The 20,923-nt window shown below is 38.1% G+C and carries 19 protein-coding genes and 1 pseudogene; 10 read left to right on the forward strand and 10 right to left on the reverse strand.

Annotated features, from left to right (window positions below; genetic code table 11):
• The first annotated feature begins 392 nt into the window (after positions 1 to 392).
• The 5 genes from yedF (at position 393) to FC27_RS03735 (ending at position 2,773) form a co-directional block, all read left to right on the forward strand.
• Positions 393 to 728, forward strand: coding sequence for a sulfurtransferase-like selenium metabolism protein YedF (gene yedF / locus FC27_RS03715; RefSeq protein WP_010625458.1), 336 nt, complete (start codon positions 393 to 395; stop codon positions 726 to 728).
• Positions 729 to 847: 119 nt separating this feature from the next.
• Positions 848 to 1,492 carry a uroporphyrinogen decarboxylase/cobalamine-independent methonine synthase family protein gene (locus FC27_RS12275; RefSeq protein ID WP_029508252.1) on the forward strand — a complete coding sequence of 215 codons (645 nt, stop codon included), beginning with the start codon at positions 848 to 850 and terminating at the stop codon, positions 1,490 to 1,492.
• A 36-nt stretch (positions 1,493 to 1,528) separates the two neighbouring features.
• Positions 1,529 to 2,011 carry a uroporphyrinogen decarboxylase/cobalamine-independent methonine synthase family protein gene (locus FC27_RS12280; RefSeq protein WP_235699670.1) on the forward strand — a complete coding sequence of 161 codons (483 nt, stop codon included), beginning with the start codon at positions 1,529 to 1,531 and terminating at the stop codon, positions 2,009 to 2,011.
• Between the two features lie 191 nt (positions 2,012 to 2,202).
• Positions 2,203 to 2,523 (forward strand): hypothetical protein, encoded by a 321-nt coding sequence (locus FC27_RS03730; protein ID WP_010625457.1) that lies wholly within the window; start codon positions 2,203 to 2,205, stop codon positions 2,521 to 2,523.
• A 19-nt stretch (positions 2,524 to 2,542) separates the two neighbouring features.
• A complete protein-coding gene (locus FC27_RS03735) occupies positions 2,543 to 2,773 on the forward strand; it encodes a hypothetical protein (protein ID WP_010625456.1) in 231 nt (76 codons plus the stop codon).
• Positions 2,774 to 3,016: 243 nt separating this feature from the next.
• Here FC27_RS03735 and scrK read toward each other — a convergent pair whose 3' ends face one another.
• The 8 genes from scrK to FC27_RS03775 all read right to left on the reverse strand — a co-directional run bounded on the left by scrK (position 3,017) and on the right by FC27_RS03775 (position 11,046).
• A complete protein-coding gene (gene scrK / locus FC27_RS03740) occupies positions 3,017 to 3,889 on the reverse strand; it encodes a fructokinase ScrK (protein ID WP_010625455.1) in 873 nt (290 codons plus the stop codon).
• A gap of 126 nt (positions 3,890 to 4,015) precedes the next feature.
• Positions 4,016 to 5,617, reverse strand: a complete 1,602-nt coding sequence (locus FC27_RS03745) for a putative polysaccharide biosynthesis protein (RefSeq protein WP_010625454.1) — start codon at positions 5,615 to 5,617, stop codon at positions 4,016 to 4,018.
• Between the two features lie 39 nt (positions 5,618 to 5,656).
• Complete coding sequence (locus FC27_RS03750) at positions 5,657 to 6,028, reverse strand: DUF1304 domain-containing protein (protein ID WP_010625453.1); 372 nt, start codon at positions 6,026 to 6,028, stop codon at positions 5,657 to 5,659.
• Positions 6,029 to 6,155: 127 nt separating this feature from the next.
• On the reverse strand, positions 6,156 to 6,458 hold the full coding sequence (locus FC27_RS03755; protein ID WP_010625452.1) for a nucleoside triphosphate pyrophosphohydrolase: 303 nt from the start codon (positions 6,456 to 6,458) through the stop codon (positions 6,156 to 6,158).
• 305 nt (positions 6,459 to 6,763) lie between these two features.
• The gene (locus FC27_RS03760) at positions 6,764 to 8,356 is read right to left on the reverse strand and encodes an SLAP domain-containing protein (RefSeq protein WP_010625451.1); all 1,593 of its coding nucleotides are present in this window, start codon (positions 8,354 to 8,356) and stop codon (positions 6,764 to 6,766) included.
• Between the two features lie 256 nt (positions 8,357 to 8,612).
• Complete coding sequence (locus FC27_RS03765) at positions 8,613 to 9,911, reverse strand: SLAP domain-containing protein (protein ID WP_010625450.1); 1,299 nt, start codon at positions 9,909 to 9,911, stop codon at positions 8,613 to 8,615.
• Between the two features lie 488 nt (positions 9,912 to 10,399).
• A complete protein-coding gene (locus FC27_RS03770) occupies positions 10,400 to 10,711 on the reverse strand; it encodes a DMT family transporter (RefSeq protein WP_010625449.1) in 312 nt (103 codons plus the stop codon).
• Positions 10,711 to 11,046, reverse strand: a complete 336-nt coding sequence (locus FC27_RS03775; protein WP_010625448.1) for a DMT family transporter — start codon at positions 11,044 to 11,046, stop codon at positions 10,711 to 10,713. Before FC27_RS03775 ends, FC27_RS03770 begins: the two co-directional genes overlap by 1 nt.
• Before the next feature lie 245 nt (positions 11,047 to 11,291).
• Here FC27_RS03775 and guaB point away from each other — a divergent pair, with 245 nt between their 5' ends.
• Positions 11,292 to 12,770 (forward strand): IMP dehydrogenase, encoded by a 1,479-nt coding sequence (guaB, locus tag FC27_RS03780; protein WP_010625447.1) that lies wholly within the window; start codon positions 11,292 to 11,294, stop codon positions 12,768 to 12,770.
• A gap of 151 nt (positions 12,771 to 12,921) precedes the next feature.
• Complete coding sequence (locus FC27_RS03785; protein ID WP_010625446.1) at positions 12,922 to 13,707, forward strand: hypothetical protein; 786 nt, start codon at positions 12,922 to 12,924, stop codon at positions 13,705 to 13,707.
• 105 nt (positions 13,708 to 13,812) lie between these two features.
• Here the strand turns inward: FC27_RS03785 and FC27_RS03790 are convergent, their stop codons facing one another.
• Complete coding sequence (locus FC27_RS03790; protein ID WP_010625445.1) at positions 13,813 to 15,213, reverse strand: amino acid permease; 1,401 nt, start codon at positions 15,211 to 15,213, stop codon at positions 13,813 to 13,815.
• Positions 15,214 to 15,565: 352 nt separating this feature from the next.
• Here FC27_RS03790 and FC27_RS03795 point away from each other — a divergent pair, with 352 nt between their 5' ends.
• From FC27_RS03795 to FC27_RS03805, 3 genes and pseudogenes are all read left to right on the forward strand, one after another.
• Complete coding sequence (locus tag FC27_RS03795) at positions 15,566 to 17,263, forward strand: hypothetical protein (RefSeq protein WP_010625444.1); 1,698 nt, start codon at positions 15,566 to 15,568, stop codon at positions 17,261 to 17,263.
• Between the two features lie 78 nt (positions 17,264 to 17,341).
• Positions 17,342 to 18,460: pseudogene (locus tag FC27_RS03800) on the forward strand (MalY/PatB family protein); the annotation flags it as partial.
• Between the two features lie 178 nt (positions 18,461 to 18,638).
• Positions 18,639 to 19,814, forward strand: a complete 1,176-nt coding sequence (locus FC27_RS03805; RefSeq protein ID WP_010625442.1) for an NADH-dependent flavin oxidoreductase — start codon at positions 18,639 to 18,641, stop codon at positions 19,812 to 19,814.
• 116 nt (positions 19,815 to 19,930) lie between these two features.
• On the opposite strand, the gene FC27_RS03810 is transcribed toward FC27_RS03805, so the two are convergent.
• Entirely contained in the window at positions 19,931 to 20,869 is a 939-nt protein-coding gene (locus FC27_RS03810; protein WP_010625441.1) for an AEC family transporter, read from the reverse strand.
• Positions 20,870 to 20,923 lie beyond the last annotated feature (54 nt).

The raw sequence follows: 20,923 nt of genomic DNA on the forward strand, positions 1-20,923 counted from the left end.
ATACCAGAAAGTTTAGACCCTGAATTGGTTGTAAAGCCAAAGCACAGTCTTTTTTTATAGCTCAAAATTTAGTGAATAATTTAACGAGATTAAATTAATTCTAATGATACGATAATTTATTTGAATGGAATCAATTAGCTTTGAAAATATTTTCTTCAAAAAATCATTTACAAAATAATGCAAAACACTTTCAGAAACTCATAAATTTATATACCCATATTGGTATTTTGATTTATTAATTGATTAATTGTAATTTGAAAAATAATTGAAAATATTTTATTAAAAAATAAGTCAAGAATGAATATTATAGAAAATATTTGTTATCGCTTTCAAAAAGACTCATTATTTGTGATACACTTAACGTGTTAAATAAATAAAAGGGAGAGAAACTTATGGCTTACGATGTTGTACTAAAAAGTACCGAAATGGGAACAGGAGACAAAGAACTTACTCAAAATTTGATGTTGGCATTTCTTCATACTCTTACAGAAAAAGAAGAGAAGCCTGAGAACATTGTTATCTATGGTCTTGGTGTAAAGTTAGCAGCTAAAAATTCTGAAGCATTACCAGATTTGAAAGAGCTTGAAAATGATGGTGTAAATGTTGTTTCTTGTGGAATCTGTGTTGATTATTACGAACTCAATGACAAATTAGGTGTTGGCGGTATAACTACTATGCCAGAAGTTGTTGATATCCTTGCATCAGATAATACTGTTGTTCATCCATAGGATTAACCAGTATTTTAAAGTTTAAGTTAGACACAATAACACCATAAAGTGGATGGTCTTTATGGTGTTATTACGTGTATATAGCAGTGTTTGATAATCTATGAAAGGGGGTCTTTGATTTGGATTTTAAACCATTTACGACATCACTTATGGGAAGTATGCCAAGAAGTACTGAATTGATCGATGCTAAAAAAGATGGAGATAAGGCTACTTTTGATAAAGTTCTGTTCCACGATACAAAAAATGTCGTTAAGTTACAAGAAGACGCAGGAATCGATGCAATCGTTGACGGAGAACTTTCAAGAGATAATTATATGTCTTTTGTTGGTACCAAAGTTGATGGTATCAAGATGATGTCTCTCAAGGAGATTGCGGAAAAATCAACTGACAAAAAGAGCTTTGAAAAAAGTGTTGCCAATATGGATGCGAGTGATGAGAATATTCGTAATCCAATTGCCGTTGGTAAATTGAATACCGACAGTGTGCTTGATTTTGAAGAGATCAAACGTCTTAAAACCTTGACGGATCATCCAATCAAGGCAACTTTGCCAAGTCCTTATTTATTGACTAGATCTATGTGGTTGCCCAATGTAACCGGAGAGGTCTATGATACTCGGGCTGATTTAGGTGAAGATGTCGTCAAATTGTTATTGAATGAAATTCACCGCCTGATTGATATTGGTGTTGATATCATTCAAATTGATGATCCAATCCTTTCAGATGTTGTTTTCAATCGTCGAAATACTAAAGGATCATTTTATTGAGGTGCTTTATCAGCGAAGGTCAAGGTTGACCGAGAATTGAATTTTGCACATAGTTTGATCCGACCATTGTTTGAGGTAATCAAAGGCAGTGGTAGTTTAGGTTCGATCCACGTTTGCAGAGGTAATTGGACCAAAGATGAAAAGACACTCTTGTCAGGTTCATACGACAAGTTAGGTCGTTTCTTTGATTCAATCGATGTCGATATGCTGACGCTTGAATTTTCAACTCCAAGAGCCGGCGATATTGATTCATTGTTTGAAAACAATGATTTGAAGGATAAAATCACTTTAGGATTAGGTGTTATCAACCCAAGAAGTGATACTGTCGAAGATGTCGATACAGTTGTTAAATCAGCTGAAAAGGCGATGGAGTATTTACCTCCAGAAAGAATTTGGTTGAACCCTGATTGTGGATTTGCCACATTCTCAAGTCGTTCAATGAATACTTATGATGTTATCCGTCAAAAGATGGACGTTATGTCTAAAGCAGCCAAAATTTTAAGAGAAAAGCATTGTTGATTTTTAAAATTTTGATAGAAGGTTAGTTAAACAAGATTTGCAGGAAACTGCAGATCTTGTTTTTTGTTTTGACAAATTTTATTTTAGGATATATCAAAATAATTGCGAAAACGAATTATTGTGATTTGTTTAGCAATCTTTACAGTAACTTTACATTCGATTGTTATGTTATTAGTGGAGGTGCTTCAACATTGTCAGAAATGTTTATGCGAATGATCATATTGCCACATTTGGCTACTTTGCTTTTGCAACTCGCATCACTTCACATTGTGATTCGAGATGATTTTCAAGATCGGATTTTTATTGGTGGGATTTTTGCACTGTTGATCTTGGTCTCCTTTTTGTCAGGTGATTTTGCAATCGATATGGTTGTGTTATTCTCGTTAGCCAGTGCAGTCGTAGTCCGTGGGCTGATGATGCAAAAGAATATTTATGTAATTTTTGGGATGTGCATCGTAACGGCGTTATTATCTTTGCTTAGCTATTTTTTGGTTGTATCTCTTGCTTCATAGATATGGTTAGGAGGGGAATATGAGCTTATTTCATTTATTTACGCTGGTTATCTGTTTGTTGATCATTGCGGTTAACGGCAGATTTGAGGCTTTGCGTAGAATTGTTGGGCTTTGGCGTTTTGCTGTTTCGATACCTTTGGCTGGACTTTGTGCTTATATTGTTTATATTGATACGCCGTTGCTTTTGCCTATGACTATCACCATTTTGGTTTTGCAACTCACCACAAATTATCTCAAGTACCCTGTTTGATTTTTCTACCACTTCTTTTTTATTGGGAGACTGATTTTTTGGTTGCTCCTATTTTTTTTATGGTATTTGATTGTTTGTTCAATTCAAGTGCCTTGGGACATTTATGCTCCATATTGCAGACTTCGTTGCCTGACCTTTGGCCAGGCAACTGGTCTTCTTGCTGCAAAAGCGCAGACCGTTATAACGGTCCAAAAAAGAGTAGATGAATTTTTCATCTACTCTTTGTTTTTGTTTGATTATTTATTATTCAGTTAATTCTCGGATTGCTAGGGCAAAATCGCCTACTGTGGCTGATCCGTTATTTTTTACTAATGGCATTGTGATGTATTGGTCTAATGGCTTTACATCAACATAGCCGTTTAGCAATTGATTGAATTGTGAACGTACTTTATCAAGAAAGGCCTCACTGACTACTCCGCCTCCGAAGACGATTTTGTCTGGACGTAGGATCAATGTTACTTGAATAGCTGCTTGGGCTACGTAGTAGGCCATGATATCCCATGTGTGGTCTGTCAATGGAACGTCCTTTCCTGGTTTGCCTAAGCGAGCATCGAATGTTGGGCCTGATACTAAACCTTCTAGACAATCATCGTGGAATGGGCAGATTCCTTTGAAATCTAGGTCATCTGGGTGGCGTTTTACAAAGGTATGTCCCATTTCTGGATGGCCGACGTTTCCGATGAAATTGCCATTGTCAACGGCTCCACCGCCGACTCCTGTTCCGATTGTGTAGTAAACTAATGAATCGATTTTTTCGTTGGAAAGGGTCGACATGATGTATTCACCATAAGCTGAACCGTTTACATCGGTTGTCCAAAACATTGGTACATCTAGTTCCTTTTGCAAAGTACCGACGAAGTCTGTATTGCTCCAATGTGCTTTAGGTGTTTTTGTGATATAGCCATATTTTGGAGAATTTTTTCTCTGTTCAATAGGACCAAATGATGCGATTCCGATTGCTTCAACATCGAACTGTTTGAAATAATCAATGGTCTTTTGAAGTGTTTCCTCTGGTGTAGTTGTAGGGAAGTGTGTGCTGTCCTTGATACTGTAATCTTCATTACCAACGGCACAGACGAACTTGGTTCCCCCAGCTTCAATACTACCTACTAACAAATTTTCATCCTCCTGATTAATTATTACATGAGATATTAAAAATATTATCATTGTGATATAAGAGCGTCAAACTCGAACGTAGTAAAAAAAACTCAATTTACCGTTCTGGCAAAATTGAGTTTTCAATTAATATATTTCAGTATTACGGATTCGTCTGAGAATATTCAATGAACCATCGCGATAACCTAGGACTCCGTAAACGATAATTCCAATGATTGCGCCAATCGAGAGTACTACAGTTGCTCCGACTTTACTTAGATCATTGATTACTAAGGTCATTAAGAAGACGGCTGCGAATACGATGACCATCATTACTAGACTGTTGAAGGCTATTTTGAGTAATCGCAAGCCTAATTTTTTATTGACGATATTGAATTGCTTATTTAGCAATCTAAAGGCGAAATGGCCCATGATTGCAAATGCTAGGATAGATGACACTAATGGTCCATAAACGTGCAGTGTAAGTGTTAAAGGCAGTTGTAGGACTATTTTGATGATGTAGGCGATCAGCAAGTAAAACATTGATTTTTTCACATGATGGGTTACTTGCAAGATGTTTTCCAGAATCATAAAGATACAATAGAAAATTGCCTCGGCACAGGATACGGCTAACACGTAGGTTCCTTGCATGCTTGGATAGTAGAACAATGTCCAGAGTTGACGTCCGATGGCGACCATGCCTAGTGTGGCAGGCAAGATCAAGAAAATTGTGAATTCAACGATGTCACGCATCAGATTCTGGATGTGAGCTCGCTCGGATTTACGGGTGATCAAAGCTGACAGGGCAGGGATAACCGAAGCTGATACTGAGATGGCGAGTGAAACTAAGACCATGATCAATTTGTTAGCTTGGAATCCGAACATTGAATACAAATCATCAATCGTCTTGGTGCTGGCATGGATGATCGATTGGTAGATCCATGAGAAACTGGTTTGATCGAATAATTGTAAGACGACCATGATGGTGTCGACTAATAAGAATGGAATCGCTGATTTCAACATGTTGCTGAAACTAACTTTGGCAAGGGCACTCTTATCAGTTACTGGAATGACGTCTTCAGGTTTGATAGTTTTACGGACACGATGACGCATCCAGATCAAGAATACGTAAGCCAAAGTGGCACCGATGAAGGATGCCAATGTTGATTGATTAACGGCTTGCATATAGTTTCCGTTTTGCAAGATCATAATCGTATAAGTAGCGTACAACATGTAGGCAACACGAGCAATCTGTTCGATAACTTGTGAGAACGCAGACAGGGAAATAAAAGCATAACCTTGAATGTAACCACGTAAAATACCTAGTGCAGGAATGACTAACATTGCAACACTTAAATATTTAATTGGTGTAACGACACGCATGTCACCAGCCGCAAAAATAATGGCGACATATTTAGCACCAAAGAACATGATAGCTGCCAAAACAACACCGATGGCGGTCATATAAAGACTATATTTTTTCAGGATTTTTTCACTTTGGTCGTAATGACCTAGTGAATTAGAAGCGGCTACCTCTTTAGAGATCGCCGATGGAATCCCAGCTGTGGCAACGATCAAGAAGAGGTTATAAATATTATAAACACGTCCGTAAAGAGCATTGGCCACGCCCACTGAAGCAACACCGATCCAAATATTCCAAGGAATAATGTAAACAACAGCTAAAACTCGAGAAATGATCCCACTAATGGAGATCCATAGTGAACTTTTTAAAAGTGAATCTTTTTTCATGAAATTGTATCCATTCTAAATTTAAAATATCAGGCAAAGTTAAGCGTAGAAAAGCATTACCAAAACTAGACCTATTAAAGCAGGTAAACCTTGTAAAAAGATGATTTTTCTAGTCGCAGTCAATGAACCAAAAATTGCCACGATAATCACGAAAATCATCAAAAGCATCATTAACAAACGCAGGTTAGTTCCGGTAAATATCAAAATAATTGCTAAGATCAAGATACCCAACATCAAGTTGTAAATACCTTGATTAGCCAAAGCTTTCTTAGCTGATTTTTGTTTAACAAAATCCAGTGGCATATCAAATGCGCTAGCCTGTCGCGTAGGAGAGCCAAACATCTCAAATGAACCAATTCCGATGTGTTCCAGACCGATTAAAGCAATGACAAAAAGAGTAACTATTTCCATTAAGAATTCCCCCTTTTTCAAGATAAGATAATCATAAACTTGTTTAGAAATTTACACAATTATTGAACAAATTTGTTATCGAATAATTAAAAAAAGCCTTCAAATTCAAGCATAGGAACTGAAAGGTTTACTGGTTAACGATCATTACAACTTTATCCGAAAAGTTGCCGCGTTGCATATTTTTAGATTGGCGAATACTGTCCATTTCCTCATAGTTGATTGAAGCATCAGATAGGACAGCATGAATCAGTTCTTCTAAATCACCTAATTCTTCCACCAAATTAGCTCGTGAATCAGCTTTTTTAACTTCTTCAGCCTCTTCAACTAACTTATTTCGAAGTGCAATACGAAAGTCTTCATTTGATAAAGTACCAAATTCAGCTTTGTCCCCAAGAATATCTGGGATTTTATTACGTACTAATTTTTCCACATAAATCCCCCCCTAAAATGGTTGATATTAATACTACCATAGAAGGTATATATCTACAAAATAGCGTCATAACAGTACAAGAGGGTAAATAAAAAGAGCATCGGATAAGTCCGATGCTCTTAATATAGATAACCACTGCCTTATGTTTCTGAGTCAAGTTCGTGGCTAATAACGCTCTATCTGAAACGCGTAATTGTTCACTGTCTCTGAACTATAAGCCAAAAAGACTCCGGGCCTGACGGGCCTTACCGTCCTTCTGCCTTATGTTTCTGAGTCGAATGCATGAACAATAACGCTCTAATTTATTAGTGTACGTCGCTGGTTGCAATCCATTCATCTGTTGATACACGATAATATGATGTGCCGTTGATTGTGGCTGTTCTATCTGTGTACCATGATGTGTTTGGTGCTAGTGAACGTGATGATTTTGAACCGTCGATCGAGTAGAGTGGTTTAACTGAATTTGAGTTAGTTGTGATGGTTGAACTTACTGGTGTGTATTCGTAAACGGATGAAGCTTTGACCCATTCGTTAGTTGAAACACGATAGTATGTATCACCATTGATTGTCTTTGTTGAATCAGTTGCCCAATCAGAGTTTGGTGCTAGTGAACGAGCTGTTTGTGTTCCATCACTTGTGTAAAGTGGAACGATGCCGTTAGTAGCGTAAGTTGAGACTGTTCCAGAGAATGGTGTTGAAACAGTTGAACCTGATTTGATAACTTGAATAGTTTTACTATGTGAACCAGCAGCCAAAGTTACAGTACTATCAGAACTATTAACTAAGTCATAGCCATCTGGAGGAGTAACTGATTTAGTTTGACCATCAGCACCACTGAATTGTGTTGAGTCGATGATGTCACCTGTATCAGCATCTTGGAAGTCAACGTTTAGATCACTGTCTGAATCGACAACCTTAATAGTTCCGGTAGCTTCCCAAGTGATTGGTTTGTTGTTGTAATCCAGTGAAGGGTCAGTTGCTAGATAAGTAACCTTATGTGAACCTGTCTTTGAAGTATCGACATTTGTTTCAAGTGTCATATCTAGTGATTGGCCAAGTGAGTCAGTACCAGTTGCATAGTCAGTATCAACATCTTCACCTTTTAGAACTGTTTGGTCAAGGTTGTTGAAGTCAGCATCCAAAACATTGATTGTTACATCAGTATCTTCACTAGTGATACCTGAATCGTTTGTGTCAACTTTTACAGTGGCTGTATAAGTACCAGGATATGCGTAGTTGAAATCACTTGTTCCAACTTGTTCCACTGTCATATCATCGGCATCATTGCCAGTAATGTTGTAATTTGATGCTTTAGTCAAGTCGAAACCTTTGTCGCCTTTTCTAACATTGGTAGTAGTTGTACCGTTTTTAAAAGTCAACGAAGTTGAATAAGTGATAGTGGCAGTGGTTGGCTTTAAAAGACCACTGATGGCATTACCAATTACGGGAATCGAAGAAAGGTCAGGTGTGAAAGTTACAGTGTTGCCACTAATGGAGATCTTTGCAGGAATGATTCCGTAAAATGTTGGTGAGCCACCAATAGCTTCTTCAATATTTTCTTCAGTTGGTTCTGTTCCAGCTGTAAGTGCAATAGTAGTGATCTTTGAAGCATCAACCCCGGCGGTTGTTGAACCAGTACTTGTTGAACCAGTTAGTTCAGAAAGTAATGATGAAAGGTCTGAGTTTGTCGAACCTGTACCGGTTGAACCAGTTAGTCCAGAAAGTAATGATGACAGATCTGAACTTGATGAACTAGACGATCCTCCAAGTAAAGTTGTAATAAAGTCATCCAAAGCTGATGCTTGTGATGTTTGTGCAGTTGTGACAGTCGTTGCTGTACCCAAAGCAAGACTGGCAACGATTGCAGACGTAACTACAAAACGTTTTGTTTTTTTCATGTGGTAATCCTCCTCTAAAATCCGAATATAACCCTCAAAAGTTATACCGATATTTCGTATCTATCATAATATTAAATTGGTTACCTAAGCATTGCACAATTATTAAGTTTTAAATACAAAATACACAATATTAAATTTAAGTTTAACTATTTTGACAGTTTTTATTATGAATTTTATTGTAAAAAAGGAAGATCACAAAAAAAGATGAAAGCCAATTTTGGCTTTCATCCGAGAGAGGTATTATAAAATATTTAAATTATTTTAAATCTGAAGCTTTGACCCATTCATTGGTTGAAACACGATACATTTTAACGCCATTGATGATGGCAGATCTGTCTGTGTACCAAGCTGAATTGGCAGCGATTGAACGACTATCATTGGCACCGTTGCTGGCAAAAAGTTGTTTTCTGCCTTGAGCATTCGTGGTGATAGTTTGGTTAGTACCGTTGTATTCTAATGCGCTACTTTCTTTGATCCAACCATTAGTTGAAACACGATAATAGTTTGTACCATCGATAGTCATTTTTTTATCAGAAGCCCATGATGAATAGGCAGGCAATACTTGACGAGTTGTTAATTTACCGTCATTATTGTAAATTGCAGCACCTTGAGATGATTTGATCATAATAGATCCTCTAAAGTCACTAGTTTTTGACAATGAGGCAGTTGAAGAAGCAGAAGAAGATTCTGAACTACCAGCTTTTACTAAAATTGTTTGTTCAGTAACTCGAGGATTAAGAGTTATTTGACTGTCTTCAGAATTAACTGGTGAATAATTTGAAGGAAAGTCGATATTTAAAGTTTGACCGATATTTCCATCTAAAGATGTAGTTGTAACGATTTTATTAGTAGCTTGATCGACAAAATTGATTTTAGTTGTCATAGCGTCAGCATCACGGATAACTTCAGCGACGTGAGTTGTAGGGCGTCCTTCAATGAAGAAAAGAGTACTTTGACCGGGGGCTAATCTGTAGCCAGCTTCATTACCGATACGGTATTTTACAGTGTTGATGGCTTCACCACTTGCTAAAGGAATGGGTGTAACATAGACGATTCGATATTCTGTTCCTTCTGCAAGAGTATAAGTTGCATCATTAGCATTATCCAAAGTATAAAGATCGGGTGCCGTTAATGATTTACGATCACCAGCGCGACCAGCTAATTTATCTATTTGAACAACTCGGTTATCTACCGAATTAACGTATTTGATGCTAGTGAATACTTTCTTAGAAGAAATAGTTTTGACTACTTTGACATATTGACGAGGATTGGTACCATCAATCAAAGGTATTGTGGTCTTATTGCTATCGGCTAATGCATAACCGGTAGGAACGGTTAAAGCTTGGGCGTAACCGACAGGACCGTAAGCATCTTGTTGGCCAACAGTAGCTTGTTGATGAGTTGCGTCAGATGTATAGATGATCTTGTTGTGAACCATCTTGACTTGGTCGGCGTGAGCTGTGGTAGTTGATAAGATAGGTGATGTTACGGTGGTTCCTAACATCATGCTTGAAAATAGAATTGCTGCAACTGAAATTGCTTTTACTTTTTTCATATGTATTCCCCTAAACCCTTTTGTATTTGCCTATTTGTATCAAGACATAGTTTAAATATAGTCTAGAAATTATTATTTACAATTGGCTTTGACGGGGTATATGAAAATACAATAAATGACCATTAAAAGACTTTTATTATTATATTTATTCAAATAAAAAACTATTAATATTGGGTAGGACTGAAATTCAAGAAAATTTAAAATAAAAAAGTACACAAAAAAATGACGTTAGCTGTCTAACGTCATTTTCAAGTTCTATTCAGCTATAAACAATCAATATAAATAAATGTATATTTAATTAATGCTCAAAAAATTCACAGATATTTAATATATGTTGATTAAGTATGAAAGATATATTTTAAATCCAGACAGGATCATATAAATAATATTTGTTTTACACTAGTTAATAATTGTTTAAATGTTCAAATGGTAAATAAAAAAATGTTAATATCATGAACGCTTATTATTCTGATAAAAATAATTGTTAGTTAAGAAAATTTCAGTCCTACGACTGCAAAGATTATTAAAAAGATAAGTAACCCTCGGGTCCAACTACGTGGTTCATTGAATAACCACATGTTAAGAATCGCACCGCCAGCTGCACCGATACCTGTCCAAATCGAATAACCGATTGACATTGGGATCGTCTGCAGGGAAATATCTAAGAAACCGAGACTTAGGACGAATGACACGATCATCGCAATGATCGCCCATTTAGTTTTCTTATTAGTATAGTAACCTAAAAAAGTCACTCCTGACATCTCGCTTAGACCAGCTAAAAGTAAAAAAATCCATGCCATCAGTGTGCCCGCCTTTCTTCAAAATCAGTCACCAATTTCAGACCAATGACGCCCATTGTTAGTAACGCTATGAAAACTAACTTGGTCCAATTGAATGACTCATGAAAAATCAGGACTCCGGCAATAACAACAAATAGTGAACCTAGACCAACATAAACGGCGTAGGTTGTACCAGCAGGGATGTTTTTACTGGCGTCGATCATCAAATAAAAACTAAAGGCAATTATCACTACTATTATTAGTGTGCCTATTATTGTGTGGATGTGTTTCATTGCTGAGACCCAAACTACTTCTAAAATGGCTCCAAGCAAGATTTCCAGCCAACTTCTACGCATATCGATCACCCCGAAAAAAAAAGAACAAGCCGCACTAGTCGGCATGCACTCAATAGTCTACTGTTATTCTACTTGATTTTATGTAACTCGGCAATCAATTTAACTCTAATATTTTTCAATGAAAAAATAAATTCGGTATTGAAACGTTTTCATTCTGCAAATCAATTGACTACCTTCGGCAAATCGGCTATCATTTCTATAAATTTTACTCGGTAGACGGGCAAATAATAATAGGAGGATTTTTCATGTCGGCATGGGATACAAAATTTGATAAAAAAGGCTTTACGTTTGATGATGTTTTATTAGTACCTGCAGCAAGTAGCGTACTACCAAATGATGTTGATCTTTCAGTTCAACTCGCAAAGAACATCAAACTACAGACACCAATCATAAGTGCAAGTATGGATACAGTTACCGAATCACCAATGGCAATTGCAATGGCACGTCAAGGTGGACTTGGCGTTATCCATAAAAATATGAGTATCGAGCAACAAGCTGATGAAGTCTTAAAAGTTAAGCGTTCAGAAAATGGCGTTATCATCGACCCGATCTATTTGACCGTCGATGCACCAGTCAGCGCAGCAGAAGACTTAATGCACACTTATCATATCAGTGGCGTACCAATCGTATCGAATACCGACGAATTAAAATTAGTAGGTATCATCACTAATCGTGATCTACGTTTCATCAATGATTACTCAGTCAAAATCGACACAGTAATGACTAATGAAAACTTGATTACTGCACCAGTAGGAACTTCACTCGAAGAAGCAGAAAAAATCCTACAAAAATATAAAATCGAAAAACTTCCATTAGTTGATGGCCAAGGACGCTTGAGTGGACTTGTAACCATCAAAGATATTGAGAAAGTTGAACAATTTCCGAATGCAGCCAAGGATCAATACGGACGTTTATTAGTTGCCGCTGCAGTTGGAGTAACAAGTGACACCTTCGAACGTGCCTCAGCATTATTGGACGCCGGAGCAGATTCCATCGTTATTGATACGGCACACGGTCATTCAGCCGGAGTATTACGTAAGATCTCACAAATCCGTGAAGAGTTCCCAGATGCGACTTTGATTGCAGGAAATGTTGCAACTGCTGAAGGAACAAAAGCACTTTACGATGCCGGAGTCGACGTTGTTAAAGTTGGTATCGGACCTGGTTCGATCTGTACAACTAGAATCGTTGCCGGAGTTGGTGTTCCTCAATTAACAGCTGTTTATGATGCGGCTAACGTAGCACATGAATATAACAAAACAATCATTGCCGATGGTGGTATCAAGTATTCTGGAGATATCGTCAAAGCCTTAGCGGGTGGTGGAAACGCCGTTATGCTAGGTTCAATGCTTGCTGGTACCGACGAATCACCTGGTGACTTTGAAATTTTCCAAGGTCGTCGGTTTAAGACTTATCGTGGAATGGGTAGTTTAGCTGCTATGTCACATGGTTCATCCGATCGTTACTTCCAAAGCGGAGTTAACGAAGCTAACAAGTTAGTTCCTGAAGGAATTGAAGGACGTGTAGCTGCTAAAGGTGCCGTTGGCGACGTGATTTATCAATTGTTGGGCGGACTTCGTTCAGGAATGGGTTACGTTGGAGCAGCTAATTTGAAAGAATTACAAGATGCACAATTTATTCAAATTTCAAATGCCGGTTTAAGAGAATCACATCCACATGATGTAACAATCACAAAAGAAGCACCAAACTATTCAACTAAATAGTTTTCAATGAAAAGCTACTTGAAAGGGTTCTGTTTGAACAACTTCAAGTAGCTTTTTTATGTTTAAAAATTAATTATTTTATTGTTTTCAACTAAAAAAACGCATACTCTTAGGAATGAAAGTAAATTTTCAGGTTCTTTGGAGGGATTTTATGAAAAACAATAAAATAGCAAAAATTGCCGCCGTGACTGTTTTAGCAGTAGCTCCAATCACAGCTACGATTGCTAGTGTCGATACAGTTCAAGCTAGCTTATTAGGTGATATTTTTGGTAATAATGATGCCACATCTGACCAATTAGCTAATGTCACCAATGCTATCAATGGCTTAACTGATCAAACTTATAACGAAAATAACGCCATGCCAAGCACAGCCGAATTTGCTGGGATCGAAGGCTTAAGTGAGAACGGACGGGGAATCTCACCAGTTCAATTTTCTGCAGAAATAGTTTCCATTAATAGTGGCTTAGGTGATGCAGCCCAGTCACCATTGGCCGTTTCAAACGTTCAAAAATTAAAAGTATATGTCTCTGCCAACGATTTAAAAGCCCAAGTTAATAAAGCTGCCGAAAAAGGTAATGGCAATAGTTTTTCATTTACCGTCACTCTCAAAAACGGTGAAAATATTTTAGCAACTAAGAAGTTGACCTATACTAATAATACGAAGGTTGCGACTGATGATGACCCTTCAGTAACGACACCAACGAATAGTTTATCCAATGTCACTGATCTGACTGGTTATCACACCGTTGATCTTGGAGGACAAAAAGATTTTGTTTATGCATTATTCAGTCTGGCTGGGAAGAAATCTAATCGGGGATTAGCTGGAAACACTAGCTGGTATACTGATAAGACTGCCACTGATGCCAATGGTAATACATACTATCGGGTATCGACAGACGAATGGGTCGAACAAGCTAGTGGAGTAACATTCAATTAATAGTTATACAGAATCAGAAGATGAAGCTAAAATAATATAAAAGATATTAAATATTGATGCAATCAAAAAATAAATGACTCAAGCAAATTTTGCTTGAGTCATTTTTTAGTTATTCGTTTGATTTTTAAGATGACTATGACGGTAGCCATACCCGAAGTAAATCGCTAAGCCTAATAATGTCCAGATAGCAAACATTTCCCAAGTGAATGGTTGTAATTGAATCAAGAGGTAAACGCAAGCTAAGAAAGATAAGATAGGGAAGAATGGATAAAGTGGCACCTTAAAGGCCGGTTCCAAGCTTTGGGTATTTTTGTTGTGCTTGAGGAACAAGACTCCCAATGATGTCGAAGAAAAGGCTAGCAACGTCCCAACGTTAACTAATTCAGTAATCTTGTCTAGAGGCAAGACGGCTGCTACTGTTGCTGCAACTAAACCAAATAAGATGGTCGAACCTTTTGGGATACCTGCTGAGTTCAGATTGTTCAATTTCTTGGGGAGAAGGCCGTCACGACTGATAGAATAAATCAGTCGTGTACCACCATAAACGATAACGATCAAGACAGTGGTCATGCCCATTACGGCTCCTAAAGAGATGATCCCGGCAGCCCAATTTTGATGAAGAACTTGAAGGGCATAGGCAACAGGGTCGGAAACGTTTAGTTTGGTATATTTGACGGCACCAACTAAGGCGAATGAAACCAACCCGTAAAGTACGGAAACAATCAATAATGAAGCTATTATTCCAATCGGCATGTTCTTTTTCGGATTCTTAACTTCCTCACTAGCTGTGGAGACGACATCAAAACCTAAGAAGGCGAAGAAGGCGATTGAAGCACCTTTTCCAACTCCGGACCAGCCATAAGGTAGGAGTGGATTGAAATTCTTTGGTTGGAAGAAGAACAGAGCCACGACGATAAATAGCAAGATGACGAAGATCTTGACGTAGACCATTACGGTGCTGACACGGACAGATTGTTTAAGGCCTTGTAAGGTTAAACCAACGACTAAAAAGACTACAATAAAGGCGATCAGATCAAAACCACCGTTAGCATTTCCAGCGGTTCCGTCTGCTGACTGTAAGAACGGTGGCAGGGTGACCCCGAAGCCACTGAGCAGGTTCCTAAAGTAGGCTGACCAACTGACGGCGACTGAAGAGGTCGCAAACAAGTATTCAGCGACTAGTGACCAACCGATGATCCAGGCGATGACTTCACCATAGATGGTGTAAGCATAGGTGTAGGCACTACCGGCCAAAGGGATGGTCGAAGCAAATTCTGAATAACAGAAGGCAGCTCCGATACAGACGATGGCGGCTAATAAGTAAGTGAAGATAACACCTGGGCCCGAATATTTAGCAGCGATGATACCAGGAGTGATGAAAATCCCGGCACCAACAATAACGCCAACTCCCATGATGACTAAATCTTTAGCATTCAAGGAGCGGGTCAATTTTTTATTCGAAGCAAGGGCTGAGACGACATCCTTTTTTTGAAATAACGAGTGCATGATAAATCCCCCAAACGTGTGGATCAGATTCCATTTTCGGCTAGATACTACAAATCATCGATCTTGAAAAAATTATTTCGGTGATTCTTTAGGGTTAGATTATAGCATATTTATATGAGTGAAAAATTAAAAAAGTTATTTCATTTCCGTAACAAAACTTGACGTATTGGCAAATCTAGTGAATTGGATTTATTAAAAAAATTAGTTTTTTGCTTATTTTTCCGCCTAAAACTGGAAGCAGAATACTAAAAGATCGTGCTTGATTTTTCTTTAATATTGAATTAAAAATCATGATGCAAGCATTATAATGGTCATATATGAATGAATTTTAACGAATCACTCGAGGCGTAAATTGAAAAAGAATGAGAAGATTTTTTTAATATTAACTGATGTTTTCATTTTCATCTTGGTGATCTACCCACTTTTTCTTGGTGGAGTAGTTGGTGGATACGATCCTGGATTTCATATGGGAAGGATTCAGTCATTAGCTACCAATCTTGGTAGTGGACATTTTCCTAATCCGATCGGGTTTGAATACCTTCATCATTTTGGATATGGCATTGGCTTCTTTTATGGCAACTTTTTGTTATATCCCTTTGCCATCATCCATCTTTTGGGATTGGGACTCTACCAAACTTATTTATTCATGATCGGTTGTTTTATATTTTTAAATATTTTGACAATCAATTATGTCACGCATAAGTTGTTTCATAATACTTGGGCGACCATTTTATCAGCACCGATTTATTTGAGTGCGACCTATTTTATCACGGTGATTTATGTTCGGGCCGCCATCGGCGAATTAATGGCTTTTGCCATTATTCCCTGGATCTTTTTGAGTTTATTCAAAATCATCCAAGGTGAGCCGAAATATTGGGTCATGTTTGGCATTTCTTTCAGCCTGCTCTTAGTTACCCATATCTTGTCATTTTTGATTGTCACAACCACGGCACTATTGTATGCCGTTATGAACATCATTCCGATTTGGAAAAATAAACCTATCTTATTTTCATTTCTTAAAGGGACTGCACTATTTTTAGGATTATCTTGTGTCTTCTTGTTGCCATTCATTCAGCAATATATGACACAATCCTATGTCAGTACCGCCGTGGCTTCTAACGGCCAATACAGTATCATCGCCGATTCAGCGTGGGTGAAAAAAGTCATCTTCCAGCCCACCAAATATATAACGATCAACGGGATCCGTTTAGCCATCTTAATTGCGATTTCGGTAGTTTATTACTTATATCAAGGATTTAGATATCATTTCAAAAATAAATTGAGCCTCCAATCACTGATCGTCATCGTGCTCTATTCAGCCTTGATATTTTCCAACTCACTTTTAAATTATGCTGTATCTATCTTTAAGCCGATGGTCCTTTTGCAGGCGATTTCCCGAGTTTGCGTCGTTTTGATCCCTTTGTTGACGTTGCTAGTTGCCAATGCTTTGGGAGAAATCATTGGTCACTTTAAGTATTTGAAATTTGCGTCAATTACTGTTTTGTTTGCGCTGATTGCCGTGGTGACCATCATGCTTCCTATCAAAAGTAATCTTGACTTTGTTGCCAATCGTAAAGGACCAATCCCTCATTTCAGCATCAGTATGGGTGAATATGAGCCGAGTGCCTTTATGAATTATCAAAGAAAACAAGGCAATTTTCAAATCAATTCTGACACTTTGGGCAATTCAGAAGATATCGATATTGTCAAAAACAATCACTACGAAGTGGTTGCCAAAATTCATGATAATCAAGGATCACGGACGATCATGTTACCTCGTTTGAATTATCTAGGTTATCAGATCACTATTAAATATAACGGCAAAACTGTTACTAAGCCTGCAACGACCAAGAATGGACTAGTAGCAACGAAGCTACCAAGTTCTTTGAAGTCGGGGACTGTGACGGTCAAATATCGTTTGACGACCTTGAGCAAGCTTGGGTGGGCAATCACCATCGTTACTTTGCTATTCTTACTGGGATACGGCTTTCAAAGAGTTCGACCGCTGAGACGAGAAAATTCTACTAATAAAGTGATACACTCGAAATAAAGATAATTTTATTTGGAGGAGATCACTGTGAAAATAGATTTTGATAAGAAATTCGACCGCTGAGACACTAATTCTTCGAAATGGAATGTTAAGGAAAACGAGCTGCCAATGTGGGTCGCTGATATGGATTTCCAAACTGTTCCCGAAGTTATCGAAGCAATGAAAAAAGACGTTGAGCGTGGTATCTTTGGTTACCAATACGTTCCTGATGAATATTACCAAGCTGTAGCCGATTGGGAAGCTTCAGAACATGACTTTAAAGTTAAAACTGATTGGTTGACCTTTACCACAGGGGTGATCCCAACTATCGGTGATATTTTACGTAATTTGACTGCTGCTGGAGACAAAGTTTTGATCCAAGAGCCAAATTACAATTCCTTTTACCAAGTGATCACAAACAATGGTCGCCAGATTTTGAACAATGAATTAGATTATCAAGATGGCCAATATTCGATCAACTGGCAAGATTTTGAAGAAAAATTGAGTGATCCACAAACAACAGCAATGTTTTTGTGTAATCCTCACAACCCATCAGGTCATATTTGGTCAAAAGACGATCTTGAGAAGATTGCTAAACTGACCTTGAAATATGGTGTATTAGTTATCTCTGATGAGATCCACGGCGATATTTTGATGCCAGGTAAGCAATTCACACCGTTTGCTTCTTTGGACGAAAAATTGACTGGCCACAGTATTTCCTTGATCTCACCAAGCAAGACTTTCAACTTGGCCGTTTTGCACGCTGCTACTGCCATCACACCAAATAAGAACTTGCGTGATCGACTTGAAACAGCCGTTGCCACAAATGGCCACTCTGGCCCTGGTGTTTTGGCCATCAATGGTTCGATTGCCGCATATACTAAAGGTCATGAATGGCTCAAACAATTGCGCGAATATGTGGGTAAGAACCGCGAACTCTTAACTGATTTCATCGACAAAGAGTTGCCAAATGTCAGTTTAGTCCATGGGGATGCCACTTACTTAGCTTGGATCGATGTCCACCAAGTAACTGACGATTCTGCCAAACTAAATGAGTTCATCCGTGAAGAAACTGGTTTGTATCTAGCTGAAGGAACTAAGTATAAAGGTAACGGTAATGACTTCTTACGGATCAATTTAGCTACCAACAGAAGTCGAGTCGAGGATGGTTTGAACCGCCTCAAAGAAGGAATTGAAAAGTTTTCCGCTGAAAAATAATTGTTAACAAATTACTATTAACATCTTCCGTTGATTCACAGTGTGAGTTGACGGATTTTTTTTGTTTTTCGCCGATACTTATTTTTTCATGGTAGGCACTTTAAAGTGCGTACTATTTTTTTCTTTGAATGCCCATTACAATGATCATTGTAAAAAAAATAAGTGAGGTAATAGATGGATGGCAACTAAATATAATTTTTTGAAACCATATACTTTTAAAAATGGCGTTACGATCAAAAATCGGATCGTTATGCCTCCTATGACTGAGGGTGCTGCTTTGGAAAACGGGGCTGTTTCTTTAGATGAATTGAAATATTTTGATATTCATACTGGTGGCGCAGGTATGTTCATTACACCTGTTTTGAATGTTTCTGACGACGGTAAAGGTTTCGAGGGTGAACCTTCAGTTGCTCATGACAAGTTCATGCCTGGTTTGAAGAAGCTTGCTAGTACGATGAAACAAAATGGTACTAAGGATATCATGCAGATCTTTGATGCTGGTAGAATGTCCAATTCTAAGATCTTGCGTGGTGTTCAACCTGTTTCTGCTAGTGAGGTCGCTGCTTTGCGTCCTGATGCTGAAACTCCTCGTGAATTGACTAATGACGAGATCGAACAGATTATCGAAGACTTTGGTCAAGCTACTCGTCGGTCTATTCAAGCTGGATTTGATGGTATTGAATTACACGGTGCTAATACTTATTGGATGCAACAATTCTTCTCACCACATTCAAACCGTCGGACTGACAAGTGGGGCGGCAGTTTCGAAAACAGAATGCGTTTTGCTTTAGAGATCATCAAACGTGTTAATAAAGCTGTTGATGATTATGCTGACGACAAGTTCATCGTGGGTTATCGTATTTCTCCAGAAGAGATCGAAGAGCCAGGTATCCGTTTAGATGATACCTTGAAGTTCATCGATGTTTTAGCTGACCAAAAGATCAGTTACTTACATATCTCAATGGGTTACGCTTGGAGAACATCATTGAACGACAAGTCTGATAAGGAACCTATCATTACAAAGATCCAAAAGACTGTTAACGATCGTTTGCCACTTATTTCAGTTGGCTCGATCGAAAAACCAGCTGATGCTGAAAAAGTCATCGATGCTGGCATCGACTTCGCTGCTATTGGCCGTGAATCGATCCGTGAACCTAAGTGGGTCCAAAAGGTCGAAGCAGGCCAAGAAGACTCAATTCATTATCAATTATCATTGACTGAATTGGATCAACTAGGCATCAATTCTGCCTTCTTTGATTTCATGAATGGCATGAATGCTGACTTACATATGGTCGGCGCTGATAAACCTAAAGATAACTTTGCTGAATACATCGGTGGAGTCGAAGGAAACTAGAGTGGGGCAAACTGCCTTTTGACGCACGTTTCGACCAATTTGATCGAAAAATAAAAAAGCAGTTCTTTCAAGAAAAAAATTGAAGGAACTGCTTTTATTTTGTCTTAGATCTATTCTTATTTAATTATCATCATCAATACTGGTACGACGATCAAACTAAGCAAAGTTGTTTCGGTTACCATGATGGCGGCGTAATCAGAGTCAGCGCCGTACAATCTGGCCACAACTGGAGCGTTGGTCATAACGGGCATGGCTGACTGAATAATGAAGACTTGTTTCATCAATGCTGGTCCAGGTATGAAGATGAACAAGATCGACATCAAAATTGGTGCCATGATGAAACGACCGAACAAGATCCCTAGGTTGTCTTTGTGGAAACTGACATTGGTCAGTCCCGCATGAGCAATTGAGATACCGATGAAAATCATTGACAGCGGAATCGTCAAATTTCCAAGATACTGGAAATCGGTCATTAGAAATCCTGGGAGGTTGATATTAAGCACAACTAAGATCAATCCAATAATAAATCCCAGTAATGGTGGAGAAAAAACCTTTCCCAAAGTCTTTTTGAGACTGAAGGTAGCTGATTTTTCGCCGTCAACTTGGATCAAGTAGGTTCCTAAAGTCCAGAAGAAAGTGGTATTGGCCATATAGTAGACCAAAACATACGGTAAACTTTTTGTTCCGAATAAGGCCATATTAACTGGCAGGCCGACGAAAACTGTATTCGAGTTGAAGAACATTGATGAAAACAGTCCTCGTTTGCCTTTTTGAATGTGTAAAACCTTGATCATGATATATGAGATTCCAATCAAAATTGTCATCGACAAAACTGGAATTGCCAGATCTGGCAATAATTTGACTAACATACTTGCAGTAAAGTCATGTGTGATCGTATAGATCATATAGGTCGGCAAAGCCACTTGCGTAACGATCTTAGCAATCAAACTGGTGGCATCATCCGAGAACCAGCCTCGTTTTGCTAGAAAATAACCAACTGCAATAAGTCCAATGATGATCAGAATACCTTGAACACTTTGGACGAATACTCCCATAAAGCGCAGCTCCCTAAAAAATAATATATTGTCTATCTTACGCTTTTTATACTA

Origin of the sequence: Companilactobacillus versmoldensis DSM 14857 = KCTC 3814 (assembly GCF_001434295.1) — a bacterium.
GTDB lineage: Bacteria > Bacillota > Bacilli > Lactobacillales > Lactobacillaceae > Companilactobacillus > Companilactobacillus versmoldensis.

Coding starts and splice junctions, on each gene's coding strand:
- FC27_RS03785 (WP_010625446.1), top strand. CDS start 12,922: ATGAAAAACAATAAAATAGCAAAAATTGCCGCCGTGACTGTTTTAGCA.
- FC27_RS03770 (WP_010625449.1), bottom strand. CDS start 10,711: ATGGCATGGATTTTTTTACTTTTAGCTGGTCTAAGCGAGATGTCAGGA.
- FC27_RS03805 (WP_010625442.1), top strand. CDS start 18,639: ATGGCAACTAAATATAATTTTTTGAAACCATATACTTTTAAAAATGGC.
- yedF (WP_010625458.1), top strand. CDS start 393: ATGGCTTACGATGTTGTACTAAAAAGTACCGAAATGGGAACAGGAGAC.
- FC27_RS03760 (WP_010625451.1), bottom strand. CDS start 8,356: ATGAAAAAAACAAAACGTTTTGTAGTTACGTCTGCAATCGTTGCCAGT.
- FC27_RS03790 (WP_010625445.1), bottom strand. CDS start 15,213: ATGCACTCGTTATTTCAAAAAAAGGATGTCGTCTCAGCCCTTGCTTCG.
- FC27_RS03775 (WP_010625448.1), bottom strand. CDS start 11,046: ATGCGTAGAAGTTGGCTGGAAATCTTGCTTGGAGCCATTTTAGAAGTA.
- FC27_RS03810 (WP_010625441.1), bottom strand. CDS start 20,869: ATGGGAGTATTCGTCCAAAGTGTTCAAGGTATTCTGATCATCATTGGA.
- FC27_RS03765 (WP_010625450.1), bottom strand. CDS start 9,911: ATGAAAAAAGTAAAAGCAATTTCAGTTGCAGCAATTCTATTTTCAAGC.
- FC27_RS03750 (WP_010625453.1), bottom strand. CDS start 6,028: ATGGAAATAGTTACTCTTTTTGTCATTGCTTTAATCGGTCTGGAACAC.
- FC27_RS03745 (WP_010625454.1), bottom strand. CDS start 5,617: ATGAAAAAAGATTCACTTTTAAAAAGTTCACTATGGATCTCCATTAGT.
- guaB (WP_010625447.1), top strand. CDS start 11,292: ATGTCGGCATGGGATACAAAATTTGATAAAAAAGGCTTTACGTTTGAT.
- FC27_RS03735 (WP_010625456.1), top strand. CDS start 2,543: ATGAGCTTATTTCATTTATTTACGCTGGTTATCTGTTTGTTGATCATT.